The following is a 23,606-nucleotide window of genomic DNA, read 5'->3' as shown; positions in this document are numbered from 1 at the left end:
ACCTCCCTAAATATTACTCAATAAAATTAATAATTCCTGCAAGTTTCATGACATGAATCATAGATTTTTTAACTTCTTCAAATGACTTATCATTGATATCTTTTCTGGCGATTAACAAAAAATCAATATCAGATCTAATATTATTCTCCAATTCATGTAGAGCTTGTCTCAAATAACGTTTAACCTGATTACGATGAACAGCATTTCCTAACTTTTTACCTACTGATAATCCGACCCTAAAATGATCCTGTCCAGGTTTTGAATACACATATAGAATAAGCTGACGATTAGCCACAGAATTTCCTTGATGAAAAACGCGTTGAAATTCAGCTTCTTTTTTTACTCGATATTCCTTTTTCAATACTATACCTCATTTAACTTGATAAAGTCACTCATTACATTATATCAAAAAACAAGTGAAATGAAATTGATAAATAAAATAATATAAAAAATAAAGGCTTCCTCTCGGAAACCCTTATTTAAGTAAATTATGCAGATAATTTTTTGCGCCCTTTAAGACGGCGTTTGCTTAAAACTCGACGACCATTCTTAGTGCTCATGCGCTTGCGAAATCCGTGCTCTTTACTACGTTGACGTTTCTTTGGTTGATATGTTCTCTTAGACATGCAATACACCTCCTCATTCACTGTATATAAACAATACTAGAATAGTTTATAAGACTTTGATAGATAAAGTCAAGTATTATTTGGATTGAACATTTATTTACTTATCCACAACTCCATTTTATTTTGTGGATAAGTTAAAATAGAAGTATTTTATTCTTCCCCAAGATATCCACAAGTTACAAAAAGTCTGTTTATATAAATTTTGAAGATTTTAGTTAATCACAAAAAAAAATAATACTTATAAACAGTTTACCCCTTGTTTATATAGTAATCAACAAGCAATAATTTAATTGTTGATAACTTTTATAGACAGCTTTATAATAATGTTTAAGGTTATCTAATCATCAACAGAATATTGTCAATTATTATTTTAGAAACCAGTTATCCACTGTTTTTTTAAACTTGTTTATAAGTTAAATGAGTAAATGTGAATTATATCTCTTGCACAATTTTAAGTTTGTGGAAAACTTTCTTTATGCTACAATAATTTTAACCAAATAAATATTAAAGAGGTGATCAAATGGATGAAAAAGACCTCTTCTGGCAGGGAGCTCTCAGTTATTTTAAAGATATTCTTTCTGCATCTTCTTATCATTCTTGGGTTGAACCAGCAAAACCTACTCGTATTGGAAATCAATCGATAACAATTGCTGTCCCTAATCCCATGACTAAAAAATACTGGGAAAACCATTTAGCAAATTATATGCTTCAATACAGTCGGGATCATTATGGAATGGAATACGAACCTATTTTTGTAATTTATCAAGATGAAGAATTTAATTCATCAACACTTACTAAAAATATTAATGAAGAACCAGATCTTGAATTGCCAGAATTTAGTGATTCAAAACTGAATCCATCTTATACTTTTGAGAACTTTGTTATTGGAGAAGATAATAAAATGGCAGCAGGTGCGGCATTAGCCGTAAGTGATGGTCCAGGAAAAACCTATAACCCATTTCTGATTTATGGAGGTGTAGGCTTAGGTAAAACTCACTTAATGCAAGCAATAGGAAATGAAATTTATAGAAAAGATCCTTCCATTAAAATTAAATATGCCACCAGTGAGTCCTTTGTAAATGATTTTATTACCAGTATTCAGAATGGATCTCAAAAACAATTTAGAGAAATGTATCGAGAAATTGATGTCTTGCTTATTGACGATATTCAATTTCTTTCAAAGAAAGATGCTACTCAGGAAGAATTTTTTCACACTTTTAATGAACTATATAACAATAATAAACAAATTGTATTAACTTCTGATCGTTTACCCAATAATATTGATAATCTAGAAGAACGATTAATTTCTAGATTTAAATGGGGATTATCCACAGATATTACTCCTCCAGATCTCGAAACACGAATTGCTATCTTACGCAAAAAAGCTGCAAATGATCGGTTAGATATTGATTCTGAAACCCTTACTTATATTGCTAGTAATATTGACAGTAATATTCGAGAATTAGAAGGAGCCTTAATGCGAGTTATTGCTTTCGCAGCAATTGAAGGTAAAGAAATAACAAGTAATTTAGCCTCAGAAGCTTTATCAAGTATTTTTGGAAATAATACTGAGCGTATCATTACGGCGGATAATATTATTGAAACTGCAAGTCAATTTTATAGTGTTTCAATTGATGAAATTAAAGGAAAAAAACGAAATAAAGAAATCGTTCATGCAAGACAAGTTGCCATGTATTTAACGAGAGAATTAACCGAACTCTCTTTTCCTAAAATCGGTGAAGCTTTTGGGAACAAAAACCACACAACAGTCATTCATGCCTATGAGAAAATTTCAGATGAAAAAAATGAAAATTCAGCTCTTAATCATGATTTACAAATTTTGAAAAAATCACTAAACAGATAACCTGTTAATAACTTTCAACAAAATATCATTTTTATTAACTGGTTAAGAACAAGATAAATCCCATTACCTCATAACTTTAAATGATTTTTCACCAGAATTAACAGCCCCTACTATTATTACTTATATATAAAATAATTATTTATAAAGGAGTACATCAATGAAATTTACAATTAATCGAACAATTTTCACTCAACAAATAAATAATGTTCAACGAGCTATACCTTCAAAAACAACTATTAATATTTTATATGGAATTAAATTAGCTGTATCTGAACAAGGTATTACTTTAATTGGAAGTGATGCTGATATTTCTATTGAATCATTTATAGCTACTTCAGATGATATTGCTAAATTAAATATTGAAAAAACAGGTGAAATTGTTTTACCAGCTCGTTTATTAAGTGAAATCGTAAAAAAATTACCAACAGATGAAGTAGAAATTGATGTCGATGAACGCTTTACTGCCACTATTACTTCAGGTAATGCCGAATTTCAAATTATTGGAATTAATGGAAATGAATACCCACGATTACCTGAAATTGATATTGAGAATCAAATTGTTTTACCGACTTTAACCTTTAAAAAAATGATTAATCAAACTATTTTTGCAGCATCTAATCAAGAATCTAGACCAGTATTAACAGGTATACATCTGGTTTTAGGGGAGAACTTTTTGACAGCAGTTGCAACGGATAGCCATCGTCTTAGTCAAAGACAAATACCTCTCCAATTAGAAAAAGAACAAACTTGTTTTGAAGCAATTACCATTCCTAAAAAAACAATGAGTGAATTAGCAAAAATTGTTCCAGATGAAAGTGAACTTACCATGAGCGTAGCAAACCAACAAATTATCTTTCATTTTGACCAAATAACTATATATTCTCGTTTATTAGAAGGTAATTATCCAGCAACAGATCGATTAATACCTACTACTACCGAAACAGAATTAGTTGTGAATGCCTCTGATTTTTTACAAGCTATTGATCGTGCATCGTTATTATCACATGAAGGAAAAAATAATATTGTACATTTAGAAATAGATAATAATAAAGTTGAATTATCTGTAAAAGGAAATGAAATTGGAAATGTTGCAGAGGAAATTAATTATGAATCTGCTGATGGAGAAGCTCTTAAAATTTCGTTTAATCCTGATTATATGAAAGATGCTTTGAGATCTTTTGGCGATATCTTAGTTAAAATTCAATTTAATTCTCCAGTTAGACCGATGCTTTTATCTAGTTTAGAAAAAAATGAAAGTGCTCATAATGAATTAATACAACTATTAACCCCTGTTAGAACACATTAAGATAGATCCTCTTAGGTTTTTATTCCTAAGAGGATTTTCTATTTAACCAATAAATTAATTCTAAGCTCTTTTTTTGTATAAGTATCTTTTTACCTTAAAATAAATTAAAAACGTTAAAAGTGCTAAAATTCTTCAAAAATTTGAGTTTCTAGCTTAAGAAGGGTATAATTAATATGAAATAATTAAGGTAAGAGGTGACCTATGCAAAAAATAGATGTCACAATTGAAGAAGATTTCATAACACTTGGTCAATTGTTAAAAAATGTGAATCTAATTTCTAGTGGTGGTATGGCTAAATGGTATTTAAATGAGTTTTTTGTATTTGTCAATGAAGAAGAAGAACAAAGAAGAGGAAGAAAATTATATCCAAATGATGTTATTTTATTCCCAAATGAGGAACTTGAGGTAAAAATTTTGGCACAGGATGGCTAAGTGATAGGATATGCAAATAAAGCATTTAGAACTGACTCATTTTAGAAATTATCATACCCTTTCACTTGATTTACACCCAGGTTTAACAATTGTAACTGGTGAGAATGCCCAAGGAAAAACGAATCTCCTTGAGGCGATTTTTTTGTTATCCTTAGCTAAAAGTCATCGAACTAATCATGATCAAGAAATGATTCAATGGACTCAGGAGTTTGCAAAAATTTCTGCTGAAATAGAAAATAATCTTTTCACATTTCCTTTAGAAATCATTTTAAGTTCAAAAGGTAAAATAGCGAAATATAATTATATTGACCAATCAAAATTAAGTCAATTTATTGGAAAATTAAATGTGGTTTTATTTTCTCCTGAAGATATGCAATTAGTCAAAGGTTCCCCAGGGATTCGTAGAAAATTTATAGACAGTGAATTAGGACAGTTTCATCCTGTTTATCTTCAAAAACTATTAAAGTATAATCAAATATTAAAGCAAAGAAATACTTATTTGAAACAAATTAAACAAAAAAATATAAAATATGACTCTGTTTATTTTGATATTATTACGGAACAATTGATTGAAACTGCTACTTCAATTATTCATTATCGAATAAATTTTATTAAGGAATTACAAGAATTTTCTCGCCCTCTTCATTTTTCTCTCTCAAATCAACGTGATGAATTACGAATTGAATATAAAGCTTCCTCTTCTAAATTAGATTACTCAGAACTTGATAATTTAAAAAGACAGTTAGAAATATTATTTAATCAAGTAAAAGCAAGAGAAATTGATCAAGCAGTTACTTTATATGGGCCTCATCGTGATGATATATTATTTTATGTCAATAATAACTTAGCCCAACAGTTTGCTTCACAAGGTCAACAAAGAACAATTGTATTAAGTATTAAGTTAGCAGAATTACATCTTATTGAAAAATCAACAGGAGAATATCCCGTTTTATTATTGGATGATGTTCTTTCTGAACTAGATGATCATCGTCAAAATATTTTAATGGAACAGATTGAAAATAAGGTTCAAACCATTTTAACAACTGCAACTATTGAAAATATAAATTTACAAAATCTAAATAATTCAGAAATTATATGCATCAATCAAGGGACATTAAAGAAGGAGTCGATTCAGAATGTTAGAAAAACCAAATAATTCACAATATAATGCAGATCAAATTCAAGTTTTAGAAGGACTAGAAGCAGTTAGAAAACGACCAGGTATGTATATCGGCTCCACTTCTAGTCTTGGATTGCATCATTTAGTATGGGAAATTGTGGATAACTCAATTGATGAAGCATTAGCTGGATATTGTACGCATATTGAAGTAACAATTGAAAAAAACGGCTCAATTTCGGTAACGGATAATGGTAGAGGAATTCCAATTGATATCCAATCTAAAACAGGACGTCCTGCTGTTGAAACCGTTTATACTGTTTTACATGCAGGGGGAAAATTTGGTGGTGGTGGTTATAAAGTTTCAGGAGGACTTCATGGTGTAGGAGCTTCTGTAGTAAATGCTTTATCTTCTGAATTGACTGTAGAAGTATCACGTAATGGAGAAATCCACCAAATCAAGTTTGAACGTGGAGCTATCGTTAAAGAATTATCAGTTATCGGAGAAAATGAGGAGACAGGAACTAAAGTGAATTTTGTTCCTGACCCGACTATCTTCACAGAAACTACAGATTATAAATATGAAATATTAAATGAAAGAATTCGAGAATTAGCTTTTTTAAATAAAGGACTTAAAATTACTTTAGAGGATTTACGTGAAGAAAGATTAGCTAAAGATACTTATCAATTTGAGGGTGGTATTAAATCCTATGTCTCTTACTTAAACGAAAATAAAAAATCTCTCTTTGAGGACCCCATTTATATCGAAGGAGAACAAGATGGGATATCAGTTGAAATAGCTATACAATATACCGATTCTTATCATACAAATATTGTGTCTTTTGCAAATAATATTCATACTCATGAAGGTGGAACTCATGAATCTGGATTTAAAACAGGATTAACTCGTGTTATTAATGAATATAGTCGTAAAACTCATATTATTAAGGATAATGATGATAATCTTACTGGTGAAGATACGCGAGAAGGATTGACCGCCATAATTTCAGTAAAGCATCCTGATCCACAATTTGAGGGTCAAACCAAGACAAAATTAGGAAATTCAGAAGTAAGAACTGTGACAGATCGATTATTTACTGCACATTTTGAAAAATTTCTTTTAGAAAATCCAAAAGTCGCACGCTTAATTATTGAAAAGGGTATTTTAGCGGCTAAGGCTAGAATGGCAGCTAAACGTGCGCGAGAAATGACACGTCGAAAATCTGGCTTAGAAATTGCCAATTTACCTGGTAAATTAGCTGACTGTTCTTCTAAAGATGCAGAAAAATGTGAATTATATATTGTTGAAGGGGATTCGGCAGGAGGTTCAGCAAAACAGGGCCGTTCACGAATGTATCAAGCTATATTACCGATTCGAGGTAAAATTTTAAATGTTGAAAAAGCTTCAATGGATAAGATTTTAAATAATATTGAGATTAGATCTCTTTTTACAGCTATGGGGATTGGTTTTGGTGAAGATCTTGATATTTCCAAAGCTAGATATCATAAATTAATTTTAATGACAGATGCTGATGTAGATGGGGCTCATATTAGAACTTTACTGTTAACTTTAATTTTTAGATATATGCGCCCATTACTTGAAGCAGGATACGTATATATAGCTTTACCTCCTTTATATAAAATTAAAGTTGGTAAGAAAGAGTTTTATTTAGATACGGATGAAGAGCTATTAGAATGGCAAACGCAAAATCCCGATACAAGATTTTCTTTGCAACGATATAAAGGTCTAGGAGAAATGAATCATGATCAACTGTGGGAGACGACTATGAATCCCATAAATAGAAGAATGCAAAGAGTGACTGTCGAGGATGCTGCTGAAGCAGATCAAATAATGGAAATGCTTATGGGGGAAGAGGTTGAACCTCGTAGAGAATTTATTGAACAAAATGCAGTATATGTACGCAATCTTGATGTATAGATAAGAATAATTAAGAGATAGTTTTAGAAAGGATATTAAAATGACAAAAGATAATTTTGATATAGAAAATCAAACTTTTGAGGAAATTAATTTACCAGATGAGATGCGTACCTCTTTCTTAGATTATGCGATGTCTGTTATTGTAGCAAGAGCTTTACCAGATGTAAGGGATGGATTAAAGCCTGTTCATAGAAGAATTCTGTATGGAATGAATGAGTTAGGAGTAACTCCTGAAAAACCACACAAAAAATCAGCACGTATTGTTGGAGATGTTATGGGGAAATACCATCCGCATGGTGACTCTGCAATTTATGAAGCAATGGTTAGAATGGCTCAACCTTTTTCTTATCGTCAAATGTTGGTGGATGGGCATGGAAATTTTGGTTCTGTGGATGGTGATGGTGCGGCAGCAATGCGTTACACGGAAGCTAGAATGGCAAAAATTACTTTAGAAATGCTTAGAGATATCAATAAAGATACGATTGATTTTCAAGATAATTATTCTCAAGAAGAAAGAGAACCGGTTGTTTTACCAAGTCGTTTTCCTAATATTTTAATAAACGGTGCATCGGGAATTGCTGTAGGAATGACGACAAATATCCCACCTCATAATCTCAAGGAAGTAATTGATGCATTGCAAATTTTAATGAAGGATCCAGAGGCACCTGTTGAAGAATTAATGGAAGTCTTACCTGGTCCAGATTTTCCAACAGGAGGTATTATTGTTGGTAAATCTGGCATTCGTCGAGCATATAAAACAGGTAAAGGGAAAGTTATTGTTCGTGGAAAAGTTGAAATTGAGAATTTTGGTCAAAACATGGATCGAGAAAGAATTTTAATTAAGGAATTACCTTATGGTGTTAATAAAGCTAAATTAGTAGAAAGAATTGCAGAATTAGCAAGAGATAAAAGAATTGAAGGTATTACTTATATTGCTGATGAATCTGGTCGTGAAGGTATGAGGGTTGTTGTTGAAATAAGACGGGATACATCTGCGCATGTCGTGCTTAATAATTTATATAAACAAACAGCCTTACAGACAAATTTTGGAATTAATATGTTAGCAATTGATTTTGGAGTGCCAAAAATTCTCAATTTAAAAGAAATTCTTGAAAAATATTTGGCTCATCAAGTAACGGTTATAACAAGAAGAACAAAATTTGAAAAGAGAAAGGCAGAAGATCGGGCTCATATTCTTGAGGGATTACAGAAAGCTTTAGATGTTATCGATGAAATTATTAGTATTATTCGTTCGTCTAGAGATTCTGAAATGGCTAAGCAAGAGTTAATTAGTCAATATCAATTCACAGATGTTCAAGCTCAATCAATCCTTGATATGCGTTTAGTAAGATTGACAGGACTTGAAAGAGAAAAGATCGATCAAGAACTATCTGATTTGAAAGAGTTGATTGCTCGATTAACTGAAATATTAGGTTCGAAAGAGCGTATTTATGAAATAATTTATGATGAGTTAAGAGATATTCAAAAACGTTTCAATGATCCTAGACGTACAGAAATTCAAGCGGGAGAAATACAAAGTTTAGAGGATGAAGATTTAATTGATGAAGAAGATATTATCATTGCTTTAACTACTTCAGGTTATATTAAACGAATTACTGAGGATGAATTTCATGTCCAAAATCGTGGGGGGCGCGGGGTTAAAGGTATGGGAGTTTCAGACGAAGATTCTATTCAAAGTTTAGTGACAGCTACAACTCATGATACTTTGCTTTTCTTTACTAATCTTGGAAAAGTATATCGTACTAAAGGATATGATGTTCCTCAGTTTGGTCGAACTTCAAAAGGTTTACCGATTGTGAATTTATTAAATCTTGAAGAACATGAATATGTTCGTGAAATTGTAAATGTAAAACGAGAAGCAGGAGAAGATGAAGAGTATTTATTCTTTGTGACGAAAAAAGGCATCGTTAAACGAACAAAGACGAGTGAATATTTTAATATTAGGACAAACGGCTTAATTGCAATCAAATTGCGCGAAGAAGACGAACTTATGAATGTTTTGATGACAGATGGCTTGCAAAATATAATTATTGGATCTTCTAATGGTTATGCAGTCACTTTCAAAGAAACTGATGCAAGATCGATGGGAAGAACGGCATCCGGAGTTCGAGGGATGAAGTTACGTAAACAAGACGACGTAATTGGAGCCAGCATACTAGATAATAATAAACAAATATTAGTTGTAACTGAAAATGGATATGGGAAACGGACAGATGCTGATCAATATACTGTTAAAAATCGTGGTGGAAAAGGTGTCAAAACGGTTAATGTTAGCGAGAAAAGTGGTAAACTAATCGGTCTTGTTTCCGTATCAGGTGATGAAGACTTATTAGTAATGACAAACGAAGGAATTATGATCCGTATTCATGTCAAATCTATTTCTGTGTCTGCACGTGCTACTTTAGGAGTAAAAGTGATTAAATTAAATAGTCAAAGTTACGTGAGTAAGATCGCTATTATAGAAAATTCTCAAGAAGCGGAAGAAACAGAAGCTATTGTCGAGAAGGAAATATCAAACCATATCCAAGAGGAAGAGCTGATGACACATTCTGAAAAGGATTTGTCACAAAGTCAGCAGGATCAAGTTGAAAAATTATTAGATCGTTCTATGAATGAAAATATTGAGGAAGAAAATAATAATAATTAAGGAATAAAAATGAGCGGTTTTAAAACCGCTCATTTTTATTATTTTCTTGCATATATTTGAGCTAAGTGTTAAAATAAAGCAATGTGAGTTAATAGCATTTTGCTACTTACTCCTTGCTCATAAGAGCCAATAGACCAAAAGGAGGTGCAGTCATGAATCAAGCAACACAATATGAAATCTTATACATTATTCGTCCTGATATGACCGATGAAGCTAAGCAAGAATTAATTGCTCGTTTCGATCAAATTTTAACGGATAAGGGTTCTGAAGTTGTAGAATCAAAAGACTGGGCTAAGAAACGTTTAGCATATGAAATCAATGATTACCGTGAAGGTATATACCACTTAATCACTGTAAACGCAGATAATGCTGACGGAATTAACGAGTTTGATCGTTTAGCGCGAATCAACCGTGATATCTTACGCCATATGATAACAAAAATTGAGGATTAGTTGATTGTTTCACGTGAAACACTTGTAGGAGGTGCGGATTATGAATACTGTACAATTAGTTGGTCGATTAACTAAGGAAGTCGATTTACGTTTTACTTCTTCTGGAACAGCTGTTGGTAGCTTTACTCTAGCCGTTAATCGTAGTTTTACTAATCAGCAAGGTGAACGTGAAGCTGATTTTATAAATTGCGTGATCTGGCGAAAAGCTGCTGAAAATTTAGCAAACTTTACACGTAAAGGATCACAAATTGGAATTGAAGGAAGAATTCAAACTCGAAATTACGAGAATCAACAAGGTCAACGAGTTTATGTGACAGAGGTTGTTGTAAATAATTTTCATTTGTTGGAACCTAAGTCAGTTACCGATCAAAGACCTGTAGGAGATACTCAAGCTTCATTCAACTCTGGTAGCCACTATCAGAATGATAATAATGACACTCGAGAACCATATTCTAATAGCAATAGCAATAGCAATCGGAATCAGCAAAATTATCAACAATCTAATAATTCAAATTTTGATTTTAATCAAAACTTCAGCCAAGCTGATACAAATCCTTTTGGTGCTGATAGCCAAAAGGTAGATATATCAGAGGATGATTTACCGTTTTAATCTAATATTAAGGAGGAAATAGAATGGCCCAACGTCGTGGCGGAAGACGCAGAAGAAAAGTATGTTATTTCTGCGCAAATCATATTGATCATCCTGATTATAAGGATACTGAATTACTGAAACGTTTCATTTCAGAAAAGGGTAAAATATTACCACGCCGAGTAACAGGTACTTGTGCTAAGCACCAACGTACTTTAACAGCAACAATTAAACGTGCTCGTATAATGGCTTTATTACCATTTACAGTTCAAGATTAAATTTTAAGCCATCTCATTTGAGATGGCTTTTGTTTAATTTGTTTCACGTGAAACATTTTGATGCTGATTTTTGTTGCATAGAAAAGTATGATAAAATAAAGACTAATAGAATTAAGGGGTGAGCCATGTTTAAATCAAAAAAAATAAAAGAATTTTTTAATTATTTTCATTCTTTAGAAATATCATGGCAAATCTATAGCTTGTTTATTGTCTATTTAGCGATAACCATCATGGCATTTTATTCTGATTGGCGATTAGGTCTATTATTGTTATTCTTGTTGTTAGCCATTGTCTTTTTCTTTACGTTCAATATTAAAGGTTTTATCAGAGATTTAACACTTATCGCAAGTCAGATGTCAAAAAATGTTGCATTAGCTCAAGAATATGCTATTTATCATGCTCCCATTGGGGTATTATTATATGATCCAAATGATCGAATTACTTGGGTGAATCCCACTATGCAGGTGATCTTTTCAGAAAAAGAATTGATTGGAGAAGACTTAAATAATCTTGATCATAAACTTCAAGCACTTTTAAAACAAACGAGTACTGAACAGTGGCAGGAAATATCTTTAACGAATGGTTATTACAGAGGACTACATCATTCAGAGTATCGAGCATTATATTTATATGACATTACACATGACATTGAGATGCAACAAGTAACAAGTGAATCGATTGTGGTAATGGGGCACCTGTTATTGGATGATTATGATGATTTGTTATATGCGATGGATGATGAAGCGAGTGCAAAATTTGAATCTGATCTTATCAGTGAATTGAATAGATGGGCTGACCAATATCAAATTTTTCTTAAGCAAGTTGATGAAGATCAGTTTATTCTACTTCTCAATCGTTTATCATTATCAATTTTAGAGGAGGAAAAATTTAATTCTTTTGAACGCATTAGACAAAAATATTATGACAAAAATATTCCAATTTCAATGTCATTAGGATTATCTTATTCAAACGATATTAAACAAGATATTTTAGGTGTGGCCAAACATGTTCGTGCAAATTTAGATTTAGCTTTAGGTAGAGGCGGGGACCAAGTGGTAGTTCGTCCAATTGAAGGAAAAGCAAAATTTTATGGTGGTAAAACAAGTTCCACTGAGAAAAGATCTGACATTCGTGCAAAAATGTTTTTTCAAGCTATGAAATCAGCAGTTGTCACTGCATCGAATGTAATCATTGTCGGCCATCGTTTTCCTGATACTGATTCAATTGGATCCGCTCTAGGGATATATCACATAATAAAAAATTATGGCAAAGAGGTTCATATTTTAATTAATAAGGAAGAACTCAACCATGATGTGACAGAATTATTGGCAACAGATTATTTTGAAAATGAAAAAGTTGAAATTTTTATCCAAGAACCGAATCTAGATGAAATTTTAAAAGAAAAAACTTTGTTTATTCTGGTAGATCATCATCGCCCTTCTATTTCAGAAGCGGAACAAATGATGGAAAAATATGATAAAGTTGTAATAGATCATCATCGTAGATCTGAGGAGTTTCCTAATAATACTGTATTGACTTATTTAGAACCTTCAGCCTCCTCCACTTCAGAATTAGTTACAGACTATTATGTATACGCACAAGATTCACATCTTAAAATGGATACCATGACTGCTACTGCATTGATGGCTGGGATCGTTGTAGATACTAATCAATTTTCATTAAGAACTGGCTCTCGAACCTTTGAAGCTGCTGCTTTCTTAAAAGCGAATGGAGCTGATACTATGAAAATACAGTATTTATTAAAAGAAAGTTTAGAAACAATTAAAGAAAGAAATCGCTTAATTGAAAAATTAGAAATTTTTTCAGATGGTTATGGTATTACTTTGGGTGAAGAGGATAATAGTTTAGATAATGTGACTGCTGCTCAAACTGCAGATGAAATGTTAGGTATAGAAGGTATAGAAGCATCATTTGTCGTTTATAGAAGAAGTCAGAAACAAGTGGGAATTTCTGCTCGAAGTTTAGGAAAAATAAATGTTCAAACCATCATGGAGTCTCTTGGTGGCGGTGGTCACCTTTCTAATGCGGCCACACAGCTTTCTGATATATCTATTGAAGAGGCAAAACAACAATTATTAGAGGTAATTAATCAAAAGGAGGAAAAATAATGAAAGTTATTTTATTAGAAGATGTTCGGAAAAAAGGAAAAAAGGGACAAATAATAGAAGTATCAGATGGTTATGCTAATAATTACTTAATAAAAAATGGTTTGGCTAAAACTGCCGATTCAGGTGCAATCAGTGAATTAAAAGCACATAATAAAGCCAAAGAGCGTATGGAAGCAGAACAATTAGAAGAAGCAAAGATCCTTAAACAAAAGATAGAGGACGAAGGTACAATTGTGACAATTCAAGCTAAAACAGGCGAAGACGGAAGATTATTTGGAACAATTCCTTCAAAACAGATTGCAGAAGAGTTAAATAAACAATATAAAATATCGGTTGATAAAAGAAAAATAGATCTTGAAAATAATTTATCTGCTTTAGGTTTTTATAATGTTGAAGTTAAGTTACATCCCGAGGTTGTTGCTAATATTCGGGTAAAAGTAGAGAGTAATAGTAAATAATTAGGGGTGAATTAATGGAGCTTTCACAAATAAATCAATTAAAACCACCTCACAATATAGAGGCAGAGAAGTCATTATTAGGGGGTCTTTTACTTGATCCTGTGAAGCTTGCTTCTATTCAGCCGATAATAACGGAAGATGATTTTTATTCAGCGGCTCACCAGCAAATCTTTTCTGCTATGGAAAAAATATTTGATCGAAATGGAACAATTGATACAGTAATGCTGATCAATCAATTAGATGCTTATGGTCAACTAGAGAATATTGGAGGCTCTGAAAACATAATTGATTTAGTCAGTTATACTCCTACAACTGCTAATATCGAACAATATGCTCAAATTATTAGAGAAAAGTCGGTTCTGAGACAATTAATCCAAGCTTCGCAACAAATATCAAAAGCAGCATATGAAGAATCTGATGAAATTGAAACGATTGTTGATAATAGTGAAAAATTAATATTATCAATTGGAGAAGGATCACAAAGCAATCGACCTCAAGAGATGCGAAAACTAATTGTAGAAGCTTTTGAAAGAATTGTAGAATTATCTGAAGAGAAAAGAAGTATAGTAGGTTTACCTACGGGTTATATTGAATTAGATAAAGCAACCAATGGATTTCATCCGGATCAGCTCATTATTATTGCTGCGAGACCTTCCGTTGGGAAAACAGCATTTGCGCTCAATATCGCTCAAAATGTAGCGACTAAATCTAAAGTTCCCGTTGTTGTTTTCTCTTTAGAAATGGGCGCTTTAGATTTAGTCAATCGTATGATATGTGCAGAAGGAAATATACACGCTTCAAATCTTAGAACAGGTCAATTAACTGATGATGAATGGAAAAGCTTTACTGTTGCGACAGATATTTTAAAAGATGCACCGATCTATATTGATGATTCAGCAGGAATTAAGGTTTCAGAAATTCGAGCAAAATGCCGAAGATTAAAACAAGAAAATCCTGATTTAGGATTAATTGTGATTGACTATCTACAATTAATTGACGGAAATGGTAAAGAAAATCGTCAGCAAGAAGTGTCAGAAATTTCAAGGCAATTGAAACGATTAGCGAAAGAATTAGGTGTTCCTGTGATCGCTTTATCACAATTATCAAGGGGACTAGAACAGCGACAGAATAAACGACCAATTTTAAGCGATATTAGAGAATCAGGTTCTATTGAACAAGATGCGGATATAGTAGCTTTTCTATACCGAGAAGATTATCATCAGCAAGAAGGTGATCAACAAGAACGAGAGGATGACTTACCAGATAATACTGTTGAGGTAATTTTAGCAAAAAACCGTGCGGGTGCTCGAGATACAATTAAGCTATTATTTAAAAAAGAATATAATAAATTTTCAAGTTTATCACTTAATAAAGAACCTTTTACGTAGCAATTGTAAAAGGTTTTCTTTGTCAAAACACTTGCTATCGATCAAGGGAACAGTGTAATATAGAGAGTAAGGTTTTACAGAAAAGGAAATAGAAGTGGAGAGGGTTATATGTCAAAAGATTTGACAGCTCAACAGTTTGCTGATGAATTAGATGTGACACGCCAATTAATATATTACCATGCCAAAAAGATTCCACCTGAGTCAAAAGTTTATAATGATGAGAGAAAATTAGTTTTTACACCAGATCAACAGAAATTCTTAAAATCTTTTATGACGGATACACCTCTTGACAGAGAAAAGGATTCAAATGAATCTTCTTTACGAGCGACTAGTCAAATAGAGGATAGTCAACTTGCTGATAATCAAGAAAATCAAAACAAGATTCTCACTGAATCTGAACTTGTAAAACCAGAATTTACCTACGATCCAGAATTAGCAAAGCAAATTGCTCTCGTTCTTCAAAATGAAAAGCTTGCTAAAGTGGATGGGAAAGAGACTGTAAAAGATTTGACAGATTCTGACAAGGATAGCACTGGTCAAAATAAAATAGAAAAGATGAATGAAGAATCTTATGAACATGAGGAGCCAGGGGAGGAAAAAAATAGTTTGGCTAATGAGGAAGCGATCAAGGAATATATTAAAGAAATTGTACAAGAACAATTACAAGAAAAATGGATTCAAGATGAAAGTGAAAGAAATTTATTAATTGAAGAATTGAATGCTAAAAATAAGCAAATAACAGAATTGCATCAGTTATTAGATCAACAACAACAGCTAATGTTAATGACTGAGCGAAAAAATTTGAAGGTAATGGAAACAATGAATTATAAAATGATACATAATTTTGAAAATCCAGTGAGTGAAGATAATACAGAAGAAGAGGAAAAAACGGTTGAAAATATTAATCCTGTTATTAATAAAACATGGCTTCAGCGATTATTTTCAAAGTAAAGTTAATTATCATTATATTAAGAATTATGGAGGTTTGTATGCCTGGGAAAGATGTTGTGATTGTTTCAGCTTTTCGCACCTCTATCGGAAAATTTGGTGGCAGTTTAAAAGATATTTCTGCTGTTGAATTAGGTTCGAAAGTTCTTTATGAAGCATATTCTAGAATAAGTTTAGATCCTGCAATGATCGATGAAGTCATTATTGGGAATGTTCTTTCGGCCGGTTTAGGTCAAAATATTGCAAGACAGATTGCGATTCAAAGCGGAATTCCTAACCAAGTTTCAGCATATACTGTTAGTCAGGTCTGTGGCTCAGGAATGAAATCTATTATGCTAGGTTATCAATCAATTTTAACAGGCGAAAATCAGATAGTAGCAGTAGGTGGAACAGAGAATATGAGTCAGGCTGCTTACATTATAGAAAATGCTCGATGGGGAACACGAATGGGGCATAGTCAACTTTTAGATACAATGATCCAAGATGGACTAACGGACGCTTTTGAAGGCTATCATATGGGAATCACGGCAGAAAATATTGCAGAAAGTTATGATATTAGTCGAGAAAGTCAGGATTTATATGCGCTTCGTAGTCAGCATAAAGCAGAACAAGCCTTTCATGCTGGAAAGTTCAAAGACGAAATTATTCCTATTAAAGTACCACAACGAAAAGGAGAAGAGATTGTTTTTAAGGAAGATGAAGGAATAAGATTTAATCAAACAAGCGAAAGCTTAGAAAAAATGCGTCCAGCTTTTAAACAAAATGGGACGGTAACAGCTGGAAATTCTTCAACAATAAATGATGCTGCAGCTATATTGATTATGATGACACGATCTAAAGCGAAAGAGTTGGGTCTTGATATACTTGCTACTATTATTTCAACTGGAAAATCAGGAGTAAATCCTGAAATAATGGGGATCGGTCCTATATTAGCAAGTAAGAAAGCACTTGAAAAGGCGAAATTATCGATTGAAGATATGGACTTAGTGGAAGCTAATGAGGCTTTTGCGGCTCAGGCTATTTGTGTTCGAGATCAATTGGGAATCTCTGAAGAGAAAGTAAATGTAAATGGGGGAGCCATAGCTTTAGGCCATCCAATTGGATGTAGTGGCACTCGGATAGTAGTTAGTTTAGTTCATGAGATGATTAAACGTCAGGTTGACTATGGTCTTGCTACTTTATGTATAGGTGGGGGCCAAGGAAATGCTATTATTATTAAAAGATAAATCAGAACGAATATAATGGAAAGTTGAATGATATATTTTGACTTTTTATTTTATTCATAAAAAACAGGGCTCTTAAATAAATTTTAAGAGCCCTGTTTTTAAAATATTTATACGGTGATTATCTAAATACTCCAGACAGAATTATTGTTTGATTGCGATCAGGTTCAACCGATAGGATAGAATTTTTTACTCCTACAAGTTCACTAATATGGCGAGCATAGTTTTGGGCATTTTGTGGTAACTCCACAAAAGTTGTTGCTTTAGTAATCTCTTCAGTCTATCATGGTAATTCCTCATAAATAGAGGGGTACAATCTTTTATATTTTTAAGCGAGCTGGGTAATATTCAATCGTATCTCCACTAGAAGTACAGATTTTTACAGTTTCAAGGCCACTAAGAGCTTCAATAGAGTTCAATGAAAGATTAGTAATACCTGAGTCCCTCTGTGAATGACGCATTACCACACTATCAAATCAACCACCACGACGAGGACGGCGTATGGTAGTACCATATTCTTTTCTAATATTGCGAATCTATTTAAAAGTTTGTTCATCAAATTTAATCGTATGACCTGCATTATCGCTACCCTGATAACGTGCAATAACTTCTACATTTTCACTGAGAAAATAAGTGATTTTTACTTTACTTTCATCGCTCCACTGGGTTCCAACAACAACTACAGAACTCATATGTTTTCCTCTTTCTGATTATTTTTATCAATAATTCATTATGATATTGTTATTCAAAGGGTTCAACGTGAACATCGATATCTCTTAATTGATGATTGATTAAAAGAGCTTTTTCTAATTCTTCAGTGACTTTATGAGATTCAGCCACACTCATGTTTGGATCCAGACCGATGGTGACATCAAGATAAATTTGTTGCCCTCCCATTCTAGCTCGGATGTTATTAATGGATTTGACTGAAGAGTGCTCGAGGATTGTTTTTTCATATTCTAATAATAATTGCGGATTAAAACCATCTGAAAGTGTAAAAGAAGAGGCTTTTAGAATTTCAACTGCAGAAGATAGGATTAAGATACCCACAACTAAAGAGATAATTGTATCAAGGATGGGGTAACCATAATGGATACCAATAGAGCCTAGTAAAGTACCGATAGAGATAAGCATATCATTCCGCATATCTTTAGCAGTTGCTCTTAAGCCAATAGAATTAGTTTTTGTGGCAAGTTTATGAAGGAATGATTGAGTAAAGAATAGAGTGATAATGGAGAAAATCGTCACTGTTACCACAAGAATACTTGTTTGACTCGCATTATTGTTGATGATCTGAATCAATCCATTGGAAATAACTTGCATACCTATGATCAACATTAATAAAGCAACAATAAAACTAGATAAAACTTCGTATTTTTCATGGCCAAATTTATGGTTCCGATCGGCAGGCTTCTGGGCAATCTTTAAGCCAATCCAAACAGAAGCAGAAGCAATAATATCAGAAAAGTTATTTAAACCATCGGCTTGTAGTGAAGTAGATTTGAATAGATAACCAACCATTAATTTACTAATAGCAAGTATTATGTATACAAAAATTCCTAAGCTAGCACCATGAGATGCATAGGATAATGAATTGTTGGATTGTTTGTTCATAATTTTCCTCCTAAATAGAATATAATATGATAAAAAAAGACATCATGATAGATGTCTTTAAATTTATTTTGAGTATGACCAGTAATTAACTCCCTCTTCAAGAAAGACTTGTTCAGGAATAGCTTGAATACTATACATTTTTTCAGGATCATCATTTGGATCATTGACATAGACGTTACCGTCTTTATATCCACGAATCACCAAGATATGACCCACTTCGGTAAAGTATCCCGGTTCAACAGAAGCAATGACGATTTGATCATTTTGAAGGGCGGTTATTGCTGAATGAAAATCGTTTCCATGATTTTCAAAGGTTAAGCCATGGTCTACAGCATACTCGTGAAAAATTTGCCATGAGGTACCTTCGTTATCGACATAGTAATCTTGCCCTGCCCAATCTAGCACATCTTTTGGGTCTATTTTTTTATTACTTAAATAGGAATCCATCATAGCTAAGGAAACGATCGCACATCCATTTTCAGCTAGTGACTGACTACCGTTAGATCCATAATGGAGTTCTCCCCATTGGGGAGAGTTTTGTAGATAAAGAGGAACATTTAATTGGTCGTCGTTGTCATTTGTATATTCGGCTGGTTTGGTGGGTAAGAAATAATCCCCCATTGTTTCAGGATTTAAATTTTCTGATTCAATCGCCTGAACAATATCTTTTTGAGCATCAAGGAGGTCATTATTATATCTGGTTTGGAGAATATCTTGAATAGAATCAGAAAGATCAGCAGGTGAATCTTGTTCTATGTCTACATTTTCTAATAAAGCAAGAAAATTGTCCTCTTTGATTTGTGGAGCTTGATTAGGTATTGCGTGGTTGCTATTTAGCTCTTCATCTGGATCAGACGATTCTTCACTAATCTGTTCTTGAGCAAGTTCAGTTGAATCGTCATGACTAACAGTAGGATTCTCATTATTATTATGTTGATACTCTGTAATAATAGCATTATTCTCTGCGGTTAAACGCCCTAGATATATAATTAATAACACCCCGCCAATGATCACTGCAAATGAAATGATTGTTGCAATGCGATTGATGAGTTGTTGATTATTTCGCATACCTTTCCTCCTATTAAGATCTAATTCAGGAATTTCTTAACTATAATAGCATATCTTATAAAAAAAGCACATAAAAAAAGTTTTAAAGTTAGGTTACAGCAAATTATAAAAAAATGTTAGATTATGTCACATACAATGTAATTAAATGTTTGACGGTTTTTCCTAATTTTTTTTATAATATAAACACATGCATAGGGAGTGAGGGTATGGTAGCAAAGAAAATTCGTAAATCATTGGCTGTTTTTCCAATTGGGACTGTAATGGAAATTACAGGGTTGACCGCAAGGCAAATTCGATACTATGAAGAATACAATTTAATTGAACCTAAAAGAAGTGAAACGAACCGTCGATTGTATTCACTGAATGATATTGATCGAATTTTAGATATCAGTGATTTGATGGAAGAGGGGATGACATTAAAAGGTGTACAAAAGAAAATGATTCAAAATCAAATGAGTCAAGGAAAATTAAATAGTCCATTGACAGATGCGGATGTGAGAAGGATTTTGCATGATGAGATGGAAGCTCAGAATCGTTTTATGAACGATGTTGATCTTGAACAGCACTTATAAACGTTAGATAGCCAAGAATTGAAAGGACAGATTGATGAAAAAATGGACGCGTGAATTAATTTTAAAAGATGCTAAGGAACAGAATGTGCGTTTCATTCGTTTAATGTTTACTGATATCAATGGAATGATAAAAAATGTAGAAATACCTTTTTCGCAATTAAATAAGGCAATGGATAATAATATGATGTTCGACGGTTCATCGATAGAAGGTTTTGTTCGTATTGAAGAAAGTGATATGTATTTAGTGCCAGATCTCGATACATGGCTAGTTTTTGATTGGAAGGAAACAGAACAAGACGCGAAAATTGCACGACTTATTTGTGATGTAGAGTTACCACATCGTCAACCTTTTCCAGGAGATCCGCGTTCGAATTTAAAGCGTGTGTTAAAGAGGATGTATGAACTTGGTTTTACTCATTTTAATCTTGGACCTGAACCTGAATTTTTCTTATTTAAGTTAGATGACAGTGGTGATATGACAAAAATTTTAAATGATAATGGCGGATACTTTGATTTAGCACCCACCGATTTAGCAGAGAATTGTCGACGTGATATCGTATTAGAATTAGAAGATCATGGCTTTGAAATTGAAGCGAGTCATCATGAAGTAGCTCCAGGTCAACATGAGATTGATTGGAAGTATCTGGATGCTGTTCAGGCTTGCGATAGCATTCAAACTTTTAAATTAATTGTGAAGTCTGTAGCTAGACGGCATCATTTACATGCTACTTTTATGCCTAAACCAATCTATGGTATAGCAGGTTCAGGAATGCATTGTAATCTATCGTTGTTTAACCAGAATGGGAATGCTTTTTATGATGAAACATCTGACTCAGGCTTATCCGAAATTGCCCATTATTTTATAGGTGGAATGATGAAGTACGCTCGTGCATATACGGCTATTTGCAATCCTACTATTAATTCCTATAAACGATTAGTTCCTGGCTATGAGGCTCCTGTGTATATTGCATGGTCAACTCAAAATCGTTCTCCATTATTACGAATACCAGCTTCAAGAGGAAATTCAACTCGTGTTGAGATTCGTAGTGTGGATCCATCTGCTAATCCTTATTTAGCTCTAGCTGTTTTATTGCAAGCAGGGCTTGATGGGATAGAAAATAAAATTGAGCCCCCTCGTCCAATTGATCGAAATATATATGCGATGAGTCATGAGGAGAGGTTAGAAGAAGGAATTGAAGATTTACCGGGATCTTTAAGAGAAGCTTTACAAGAGTTGAAATCTGCTCCTATTATATTAGAAGCGCTTGGTGAACATATCGCTCAAAATTTTATTACGAGTAAAACAATGGAATACAAATCTTATCAAAAACATGTTTCAGAATGGGAAATGGACAAGTATTTTAAAACATATTAAAAATAGCCCTTTTTTGTTTTATATGACAAAAGAGGGCTTTTGTGTTTTGATATAGATAGATGTATCTGATAAAGGAGATAATTAGAATGGAAAAAAATTCCTTAATAATGCAATATTTTGAATGGTATCTTCCTAATGATGGACAGCATTGGAAAAGATTAGCAGATGACGCAGAGCATTTAAGCCAAATTGGAGTTAATAATGTATGGTTTCCACCTGTATTTAAGGCTACTTCCACTGATGATGTCGGGTATGGTATTTATGATTTATGGGACCTCGGCGAATTTGAACAAAAAGGCGATATTCGGACAAAGTATGGAAATAAAGAGGAGCTCTTGCACGCAATTAAAGCTCTAAAAGAAAAAGGAATTCGGCCTATTGCAGATATTGTCTTAAATCATAAAGCAAATGCAGACGGTAAGGAAAAATTTAAAGTTTTAAAAATGGATCCAAATAATCGTCAGCAGTCTGTCTCAGAACCGTATGACATTGAAGCATGGACGTATTTTAATTTTCCAGGAAGACAACAAACCTATAATGATTTTGAGTGGCATTGGTATCATTTTTCAGGCATTGATTATGATGCGGGAAATGATGAGATGGGCATTTATATGATTTTAGGAGATAATAAAGGCTGGGCAGATAATGAAGTTGTTGATAGTGAATTTGGTAATTATGACTATCTAATGTTTGCGGATGTTGACTTTAATCATCCAGAAGTTGTTGAACATTTGAAAGAATGGTCAAGCTGGTTTGTTAAAGAGACTGGTTTTGAAGGCTTTAGACTCGATGCGATTAAACATATTGATTTAACCTTTATCAGTGAATTTATAGAAACATTAATTAATGAATTTGGTCCAGATTTTTTTGTCTTTGGAGAGTATTGGAATCCTGATTTTACAGCCAATATGGAATATCTTGCTTCTATAGACTATGAATTTGATCTTTTTGATGTTTCTTTGCATATGAATCTGTATGAAGCAAGTAAAAGTGGTAATTCATATGATATGCGAACAATTTTTGATAACACGTTGGTGAAAGATAATCCTATGGTGGCTGTTACCTTTGTAAATAATCATGATACCCAATCAGGACAATCACTTCAATCACCTGTAGAAAATTGGTTTATTCAACATGCATATGCCTTGATTTTATTACGAATGGGGGGCATTCCTACTTTATTTTATGGTGATTATTATGGTGAAGGGTATGGAGATCACCAAGATGCCTTTCAAGAACAACTTGATCCACTTTTACAACTAAGGCTTCGTTATGCTTATGGAGATCAAGTGGATTATTTCGATCATGGGAATACAATTGGCTGGACTCGGTTAGGGACTGATGAGCATCCTGACGGTTCAGCGGTAGTGATGACAAATGGAGAAGAAGGATTTAAGTCGATGAGTATGGGAAGTTTAAATGCCCATAAGAAATTTGTTGATTTTTTGGGCAATCATGATGCAGTAATTGAATTAGATGAAAATGGAAACGCGAATTTTCCAGTTAGAGCTGGATCAGTATCTGTTTGGGTTAGTCAGGAGAGTATTTAATAAGAGCTAT

The 23,606-nt window shown here is 33.0% G+C and carries 22 protein-coding genes and 1 pseudogene; 17 read left to right on the top strand and 6 right to left on the bottom strand.

Annotation, left to right across the window (positions count from 1 at the left end; translation table 11 throughout):
• Positions 1 to 13 precede the first annotated feature (13 nt).
• Both rnpA and rpmH read right to left on the bottom strand, forming a co-directional pair.
• On the bottom strand, positions 14 to 361 hold the full coding sequence (gene rnpA, locus HZY91_RS10090) for a ribonuclease P protein component (RefSeq protein ID WP_197116130.1): 348 nt from the start codon (positions 359 to 361) through the stop codon (positions 14 to 16).
• A gap of 127 nt (positions 362 to 488) precedes the next feature.
• A complete protein-coding gene (rpmH, locus tag HZY91_RS10085) occupies positions 489 to 626 on the bottom strand; it encodes a 50S ribosomal protein L34 (RefSeq protein WP_197116129.1) in 138 nt (45 codons plus the stop codon).
• A gap of 520 nt (positions 627 to 1,146) precedes the next feature.
• On the opposite strand from rpmH, the gene dnaA reads away from it, so the two are divergent.
• From dnaA to HZY91_RS10015, 14 genes are all read left to right on the top strand, one after another.
• Positions 1,147 to 2,490: a chromosomal replication initiator protein DnaA gene (gene dnaA, locus HZY91_RS10080; RefSeq protein ID WP_197116128.1), complete on the top strand. Its 1,344-nt coding sequence runs from the start codon at positions 1,147 to 1,149 to the stop codon at positions 2,488 to 2,490.
• Positions 2,491 to 2,647: 157 nt separating this feature from the next.
• The gene (gene dnaN, locus HZY91_RS10075; protein ID WP_197116127.1) at positions 2,648 to 3,796 is read left to right on the top strand and encodes a DNA polymerase III subunit beta; all 1,149 of its coding nucleotides are present in this window, start codon (positions 2,648 to 2,650) and stop codon (positions 3,794 to 3,796) included.
• A 201-nt stretch (positions 3,797 to 3,997) separates the two neighbouring features.
• Complete coding sequence (gene yaaA, locus HZY91_RS10070; protein WP_197116126.1) at positions 3,998 to 4,228, top strand: S4 domain-containing protein YaaA; 231 nt, start codon at positions 3,998 to 4,000, stop codon at positions 4,226 to 4,228.
• 10 nt (positions 4,229 to 4,238) lie between these two features.
• On the top strand, positions 4,239 to 5,384 hold the full coding sequence (gene recF, locus HZY91_RS10065) for a DNA replication/repair protein RecF (RefSeq protein ID WP_197116125.1): 1,146 nt from the start codon (positions 4,239 to 4,241) through the stop codon (positions 5,382 to 5,384).
• Positions 5,365 to 7,284 (top strand): DNA topoisomerase (ATP-hydrolyzing) subunit B, encoded by a 1,920-nt coding sequence (gene gyrB / locus HZY91_RS10060; RefSeq protein ID WP_197116124.1) that lies wholly within the window; start codon positions 5,365 to 5,367, stop codon positions 7,282 to 7,284. The genes recF and gyrB overlap by 20 nt, the downstream gene beginning before the upstream one ends.
• 40 nt (positions 7,285 to 7,324) lie before the next feature.
• The gene (gyrA, locus tag HZY91_RS10055; protein ID WP_197116123.1) at positions 7,325 to 9,952 is read left to right on the top strand and encodes a DNA gyrase subunit A; all 2,628 of its coding nucleotides are present in this window, start codon (positions 7,325 to 7,327) and stop codon (positions 9,950 to 9,952) included.
• Positions 9,953 to 10,104: 152 nt separating this feature from the next.
• The gene (rpsF, locus tag HZY91_RS10050) at positions 10,105 to 10,404 is read left to right on the top strand and encodes a 30S ribosomal protein S6 (protein ID WP_197116122.1); all 300 of its coding nucleotides are present in this window, start codon (positions 10,105 to 10,107) and stop codon (positions 10,402 to 10,404) included.
• A 37-nt stretch (positions 10,405 to 10,441) separates the two neighbouring features.
• Positions 10,442 to 11,014, top strand: coding sequence for a single-stranded DNA-binding protein (gene ssb / locus HZY91_RS10045; protein ID WP_197116183.1), 573 nt, complete (start codon positions 10,442 to 10,444; stop codon positions 11,012 to 11,014).
• A gap of 23 nt (positions 11,015 to 11,037) precedes the next feature.
• The gene (rpsR, locus tag HZY91_RS10040; RefSeq protein WP_197116121.1) at positions 11,038 to 11,271 is read left to right on the top strand and encodes a 30S ribosomal protein S18; all 234 of its coding nucleotides are present in this window, start codon (positions 11,038 to 11,040) and stop codon (positions 11,269 to 11,271) included.
• Between the two features lie 125 nt (positions 11,272 to 11,396).
• Positions 11,397 to 13,400, top strand: a complete 2,004-nt coding sequence (locus HZY91_RS10035) for a GGDEF domain-containing protein (protein ID WP_197116120.1) — start codon at positions 11,397 to 11,399, stop codon at positions 13,398 to 13,400.
• The gene (rplI, locus tag HZY91_RS10030; RefSeq protein ID WP_197116119.1) at positions 13,400 to 13,858 is read left to right on the top strand and encodes a 50S ribosomal protein L9; all 459 of its coding nucleotides are present in this window, start codon (positions 13,400 to 13,402) and stop codon (positions 13,856 to 13,858) included. Before HZY91_RS10035 ends, rplI begins: the two co-directional genes overlap by 1 nt.
• 14 nt (positions 13,859 to 13,872) lie before the next feature.
• Complete coding sequence (dnaB, locus tag HZY91_RS10025) at positions 13,873 to 15,246, top strand: replicative DNA helicase (protein ID WP_197116118.1); 1,374 nt, start codon at positions 13,873 to 13,875, stop codon at positions 15,244 to 15,246.
• 108 nt (positions 15,247 to 15,354) lie between these two features.
• The gene (locus tag HZY91_RS10020; RefSeq protein ID WP_197116117.1) at positions 15,355 to 16,197 is read left to right on the top strand and encodes a DUF536 domain-containing protein; all 843 of its coding nucleotides are present in this window, start codon (positions 15,355 to 15,357) and stop codon (positions 16,195 to 16,197) included.
• 38 nt (positions 16,198 to 16,235) lie between these two features.
• Positions 16,236 to 17,420: an acetyl-CoA C-acetyltransferase gene (locus HZY91_RS10015; RefSeq protein ID WP_197116116.1), complete on the top strand. Its 1,185-nt coding sequence runs from the start codon at positions 16,236 to 16,238 to the stop codon at positions 17,418 to 17,420.
• A gap of 118 nt (positions 17,421 to 17,538) precedes the next feature.
• Here the strand turns inward: HZY91_RS10015 and HZY91_RS10010 are convergent.
• The 4 genes and pseudogenes from HZY91_RS10010 to HZY91_RS10000 all read right to left on the bottom strand — a co-directional run.
• Positions 17,539 to 17,953, bottom strand: a pseudogene (locus tag HZY91_RS10010) (adenylosuccinate synthetase); the annotation flags it as partial.
• A complete protein-coding gene (locus tag HZY91_RS11235; RefSeq protein WP_438940308.1) occupies positions 17,954 to 18,109 on the bottom strand; it encodes an adenylosuccinate synthetase in 156 nt (51 codons plus the stop codon).
• Between the two features lie 49 nt (positions 18,110 to 18,158).
• Entirely contained in the window at positions 18,159 to 19,031 is an 873-nt protein-coding gene (locus HZY91_RS10005; RefSeq protein ID WP_197116115.1) for a cation diffusion facilitator family transporter, read from the bottom strand.
• A gap of 63 nt (positions 19,032 to 19,094) precedes the next feature.
• A complete protein-coding gene (locus tag HZY91_RS10000) occupies positions 19,095 to 20,099 on the bottom strand; it encodes a C39 family peptidase (protein ID WP_197116114.1) in 1,005 nt (334 codons plus the stop codon).
• Between the two features lie 206 nt (positions 20,100 to 20,305).
• Here HZY91_RS10000 and HZY91_RS09995 point away from each other — a divergent pair, with 206 nt between their 5' ends.
• The 3 genes from HZY91_RS09995 to HZY91_RS09985 all read left to right on the top strand — a co-directional run bounded on the left by HZY91_RS09995 (position 20,306) and on the right by HZY91_RS09985 (position 23,596).
• Positions 20,306 to 20,671, top strand: coding sequence for a MerR family transcriptional regulator (locus HZY91_RS09995; protein ID WP_197116113.1), 366 nt, complete (start codon positions 20,306 to 20,308; stop codon positions 20,669 to 20,671).
• Positions 20,672 to 20,705: 34 nt separating this feature from the next.
• Positions 20,706 to 22,046, top strand: a complete 1,341-nt coding sequence (gene glnA, locus HZY91_RS09990) for a type I glutamate--ammonia ligase (RefSeq protein ID WP_197116112.1) — start codon at positions 20,706 to 20,708, stop codon at positions 22,044 to 22,046.
• 86 nt (positions 22,047 to 22,132) lie between these two features.
• A complete protein-coding gene (locus tag HZY91_RS09985; RefSeq protein WP_197116111.1) occupies positions 22,133 to 23,596 on the top strand; it encodes an alpha-amylase in 1,464 nt (487 codons plus the stop codon).
• The last annotated feature ends 10 nt before the right edge of the window (positions 23,597 to 23,606 follow it).

The sequence above is a fragment of the Facklamia lactis genome, assembly GCF_015863205.1.
Lineage (GTDB): Bacteria > Bacillota > Bacilli > Lactobacillales > Aerococcaceae > Facklamia > Facklamia lactis.
Note: the sequence above shows the minus strand (reverse complement) of the source record. Positions and strands in the feature narration are given on the sequence as shown.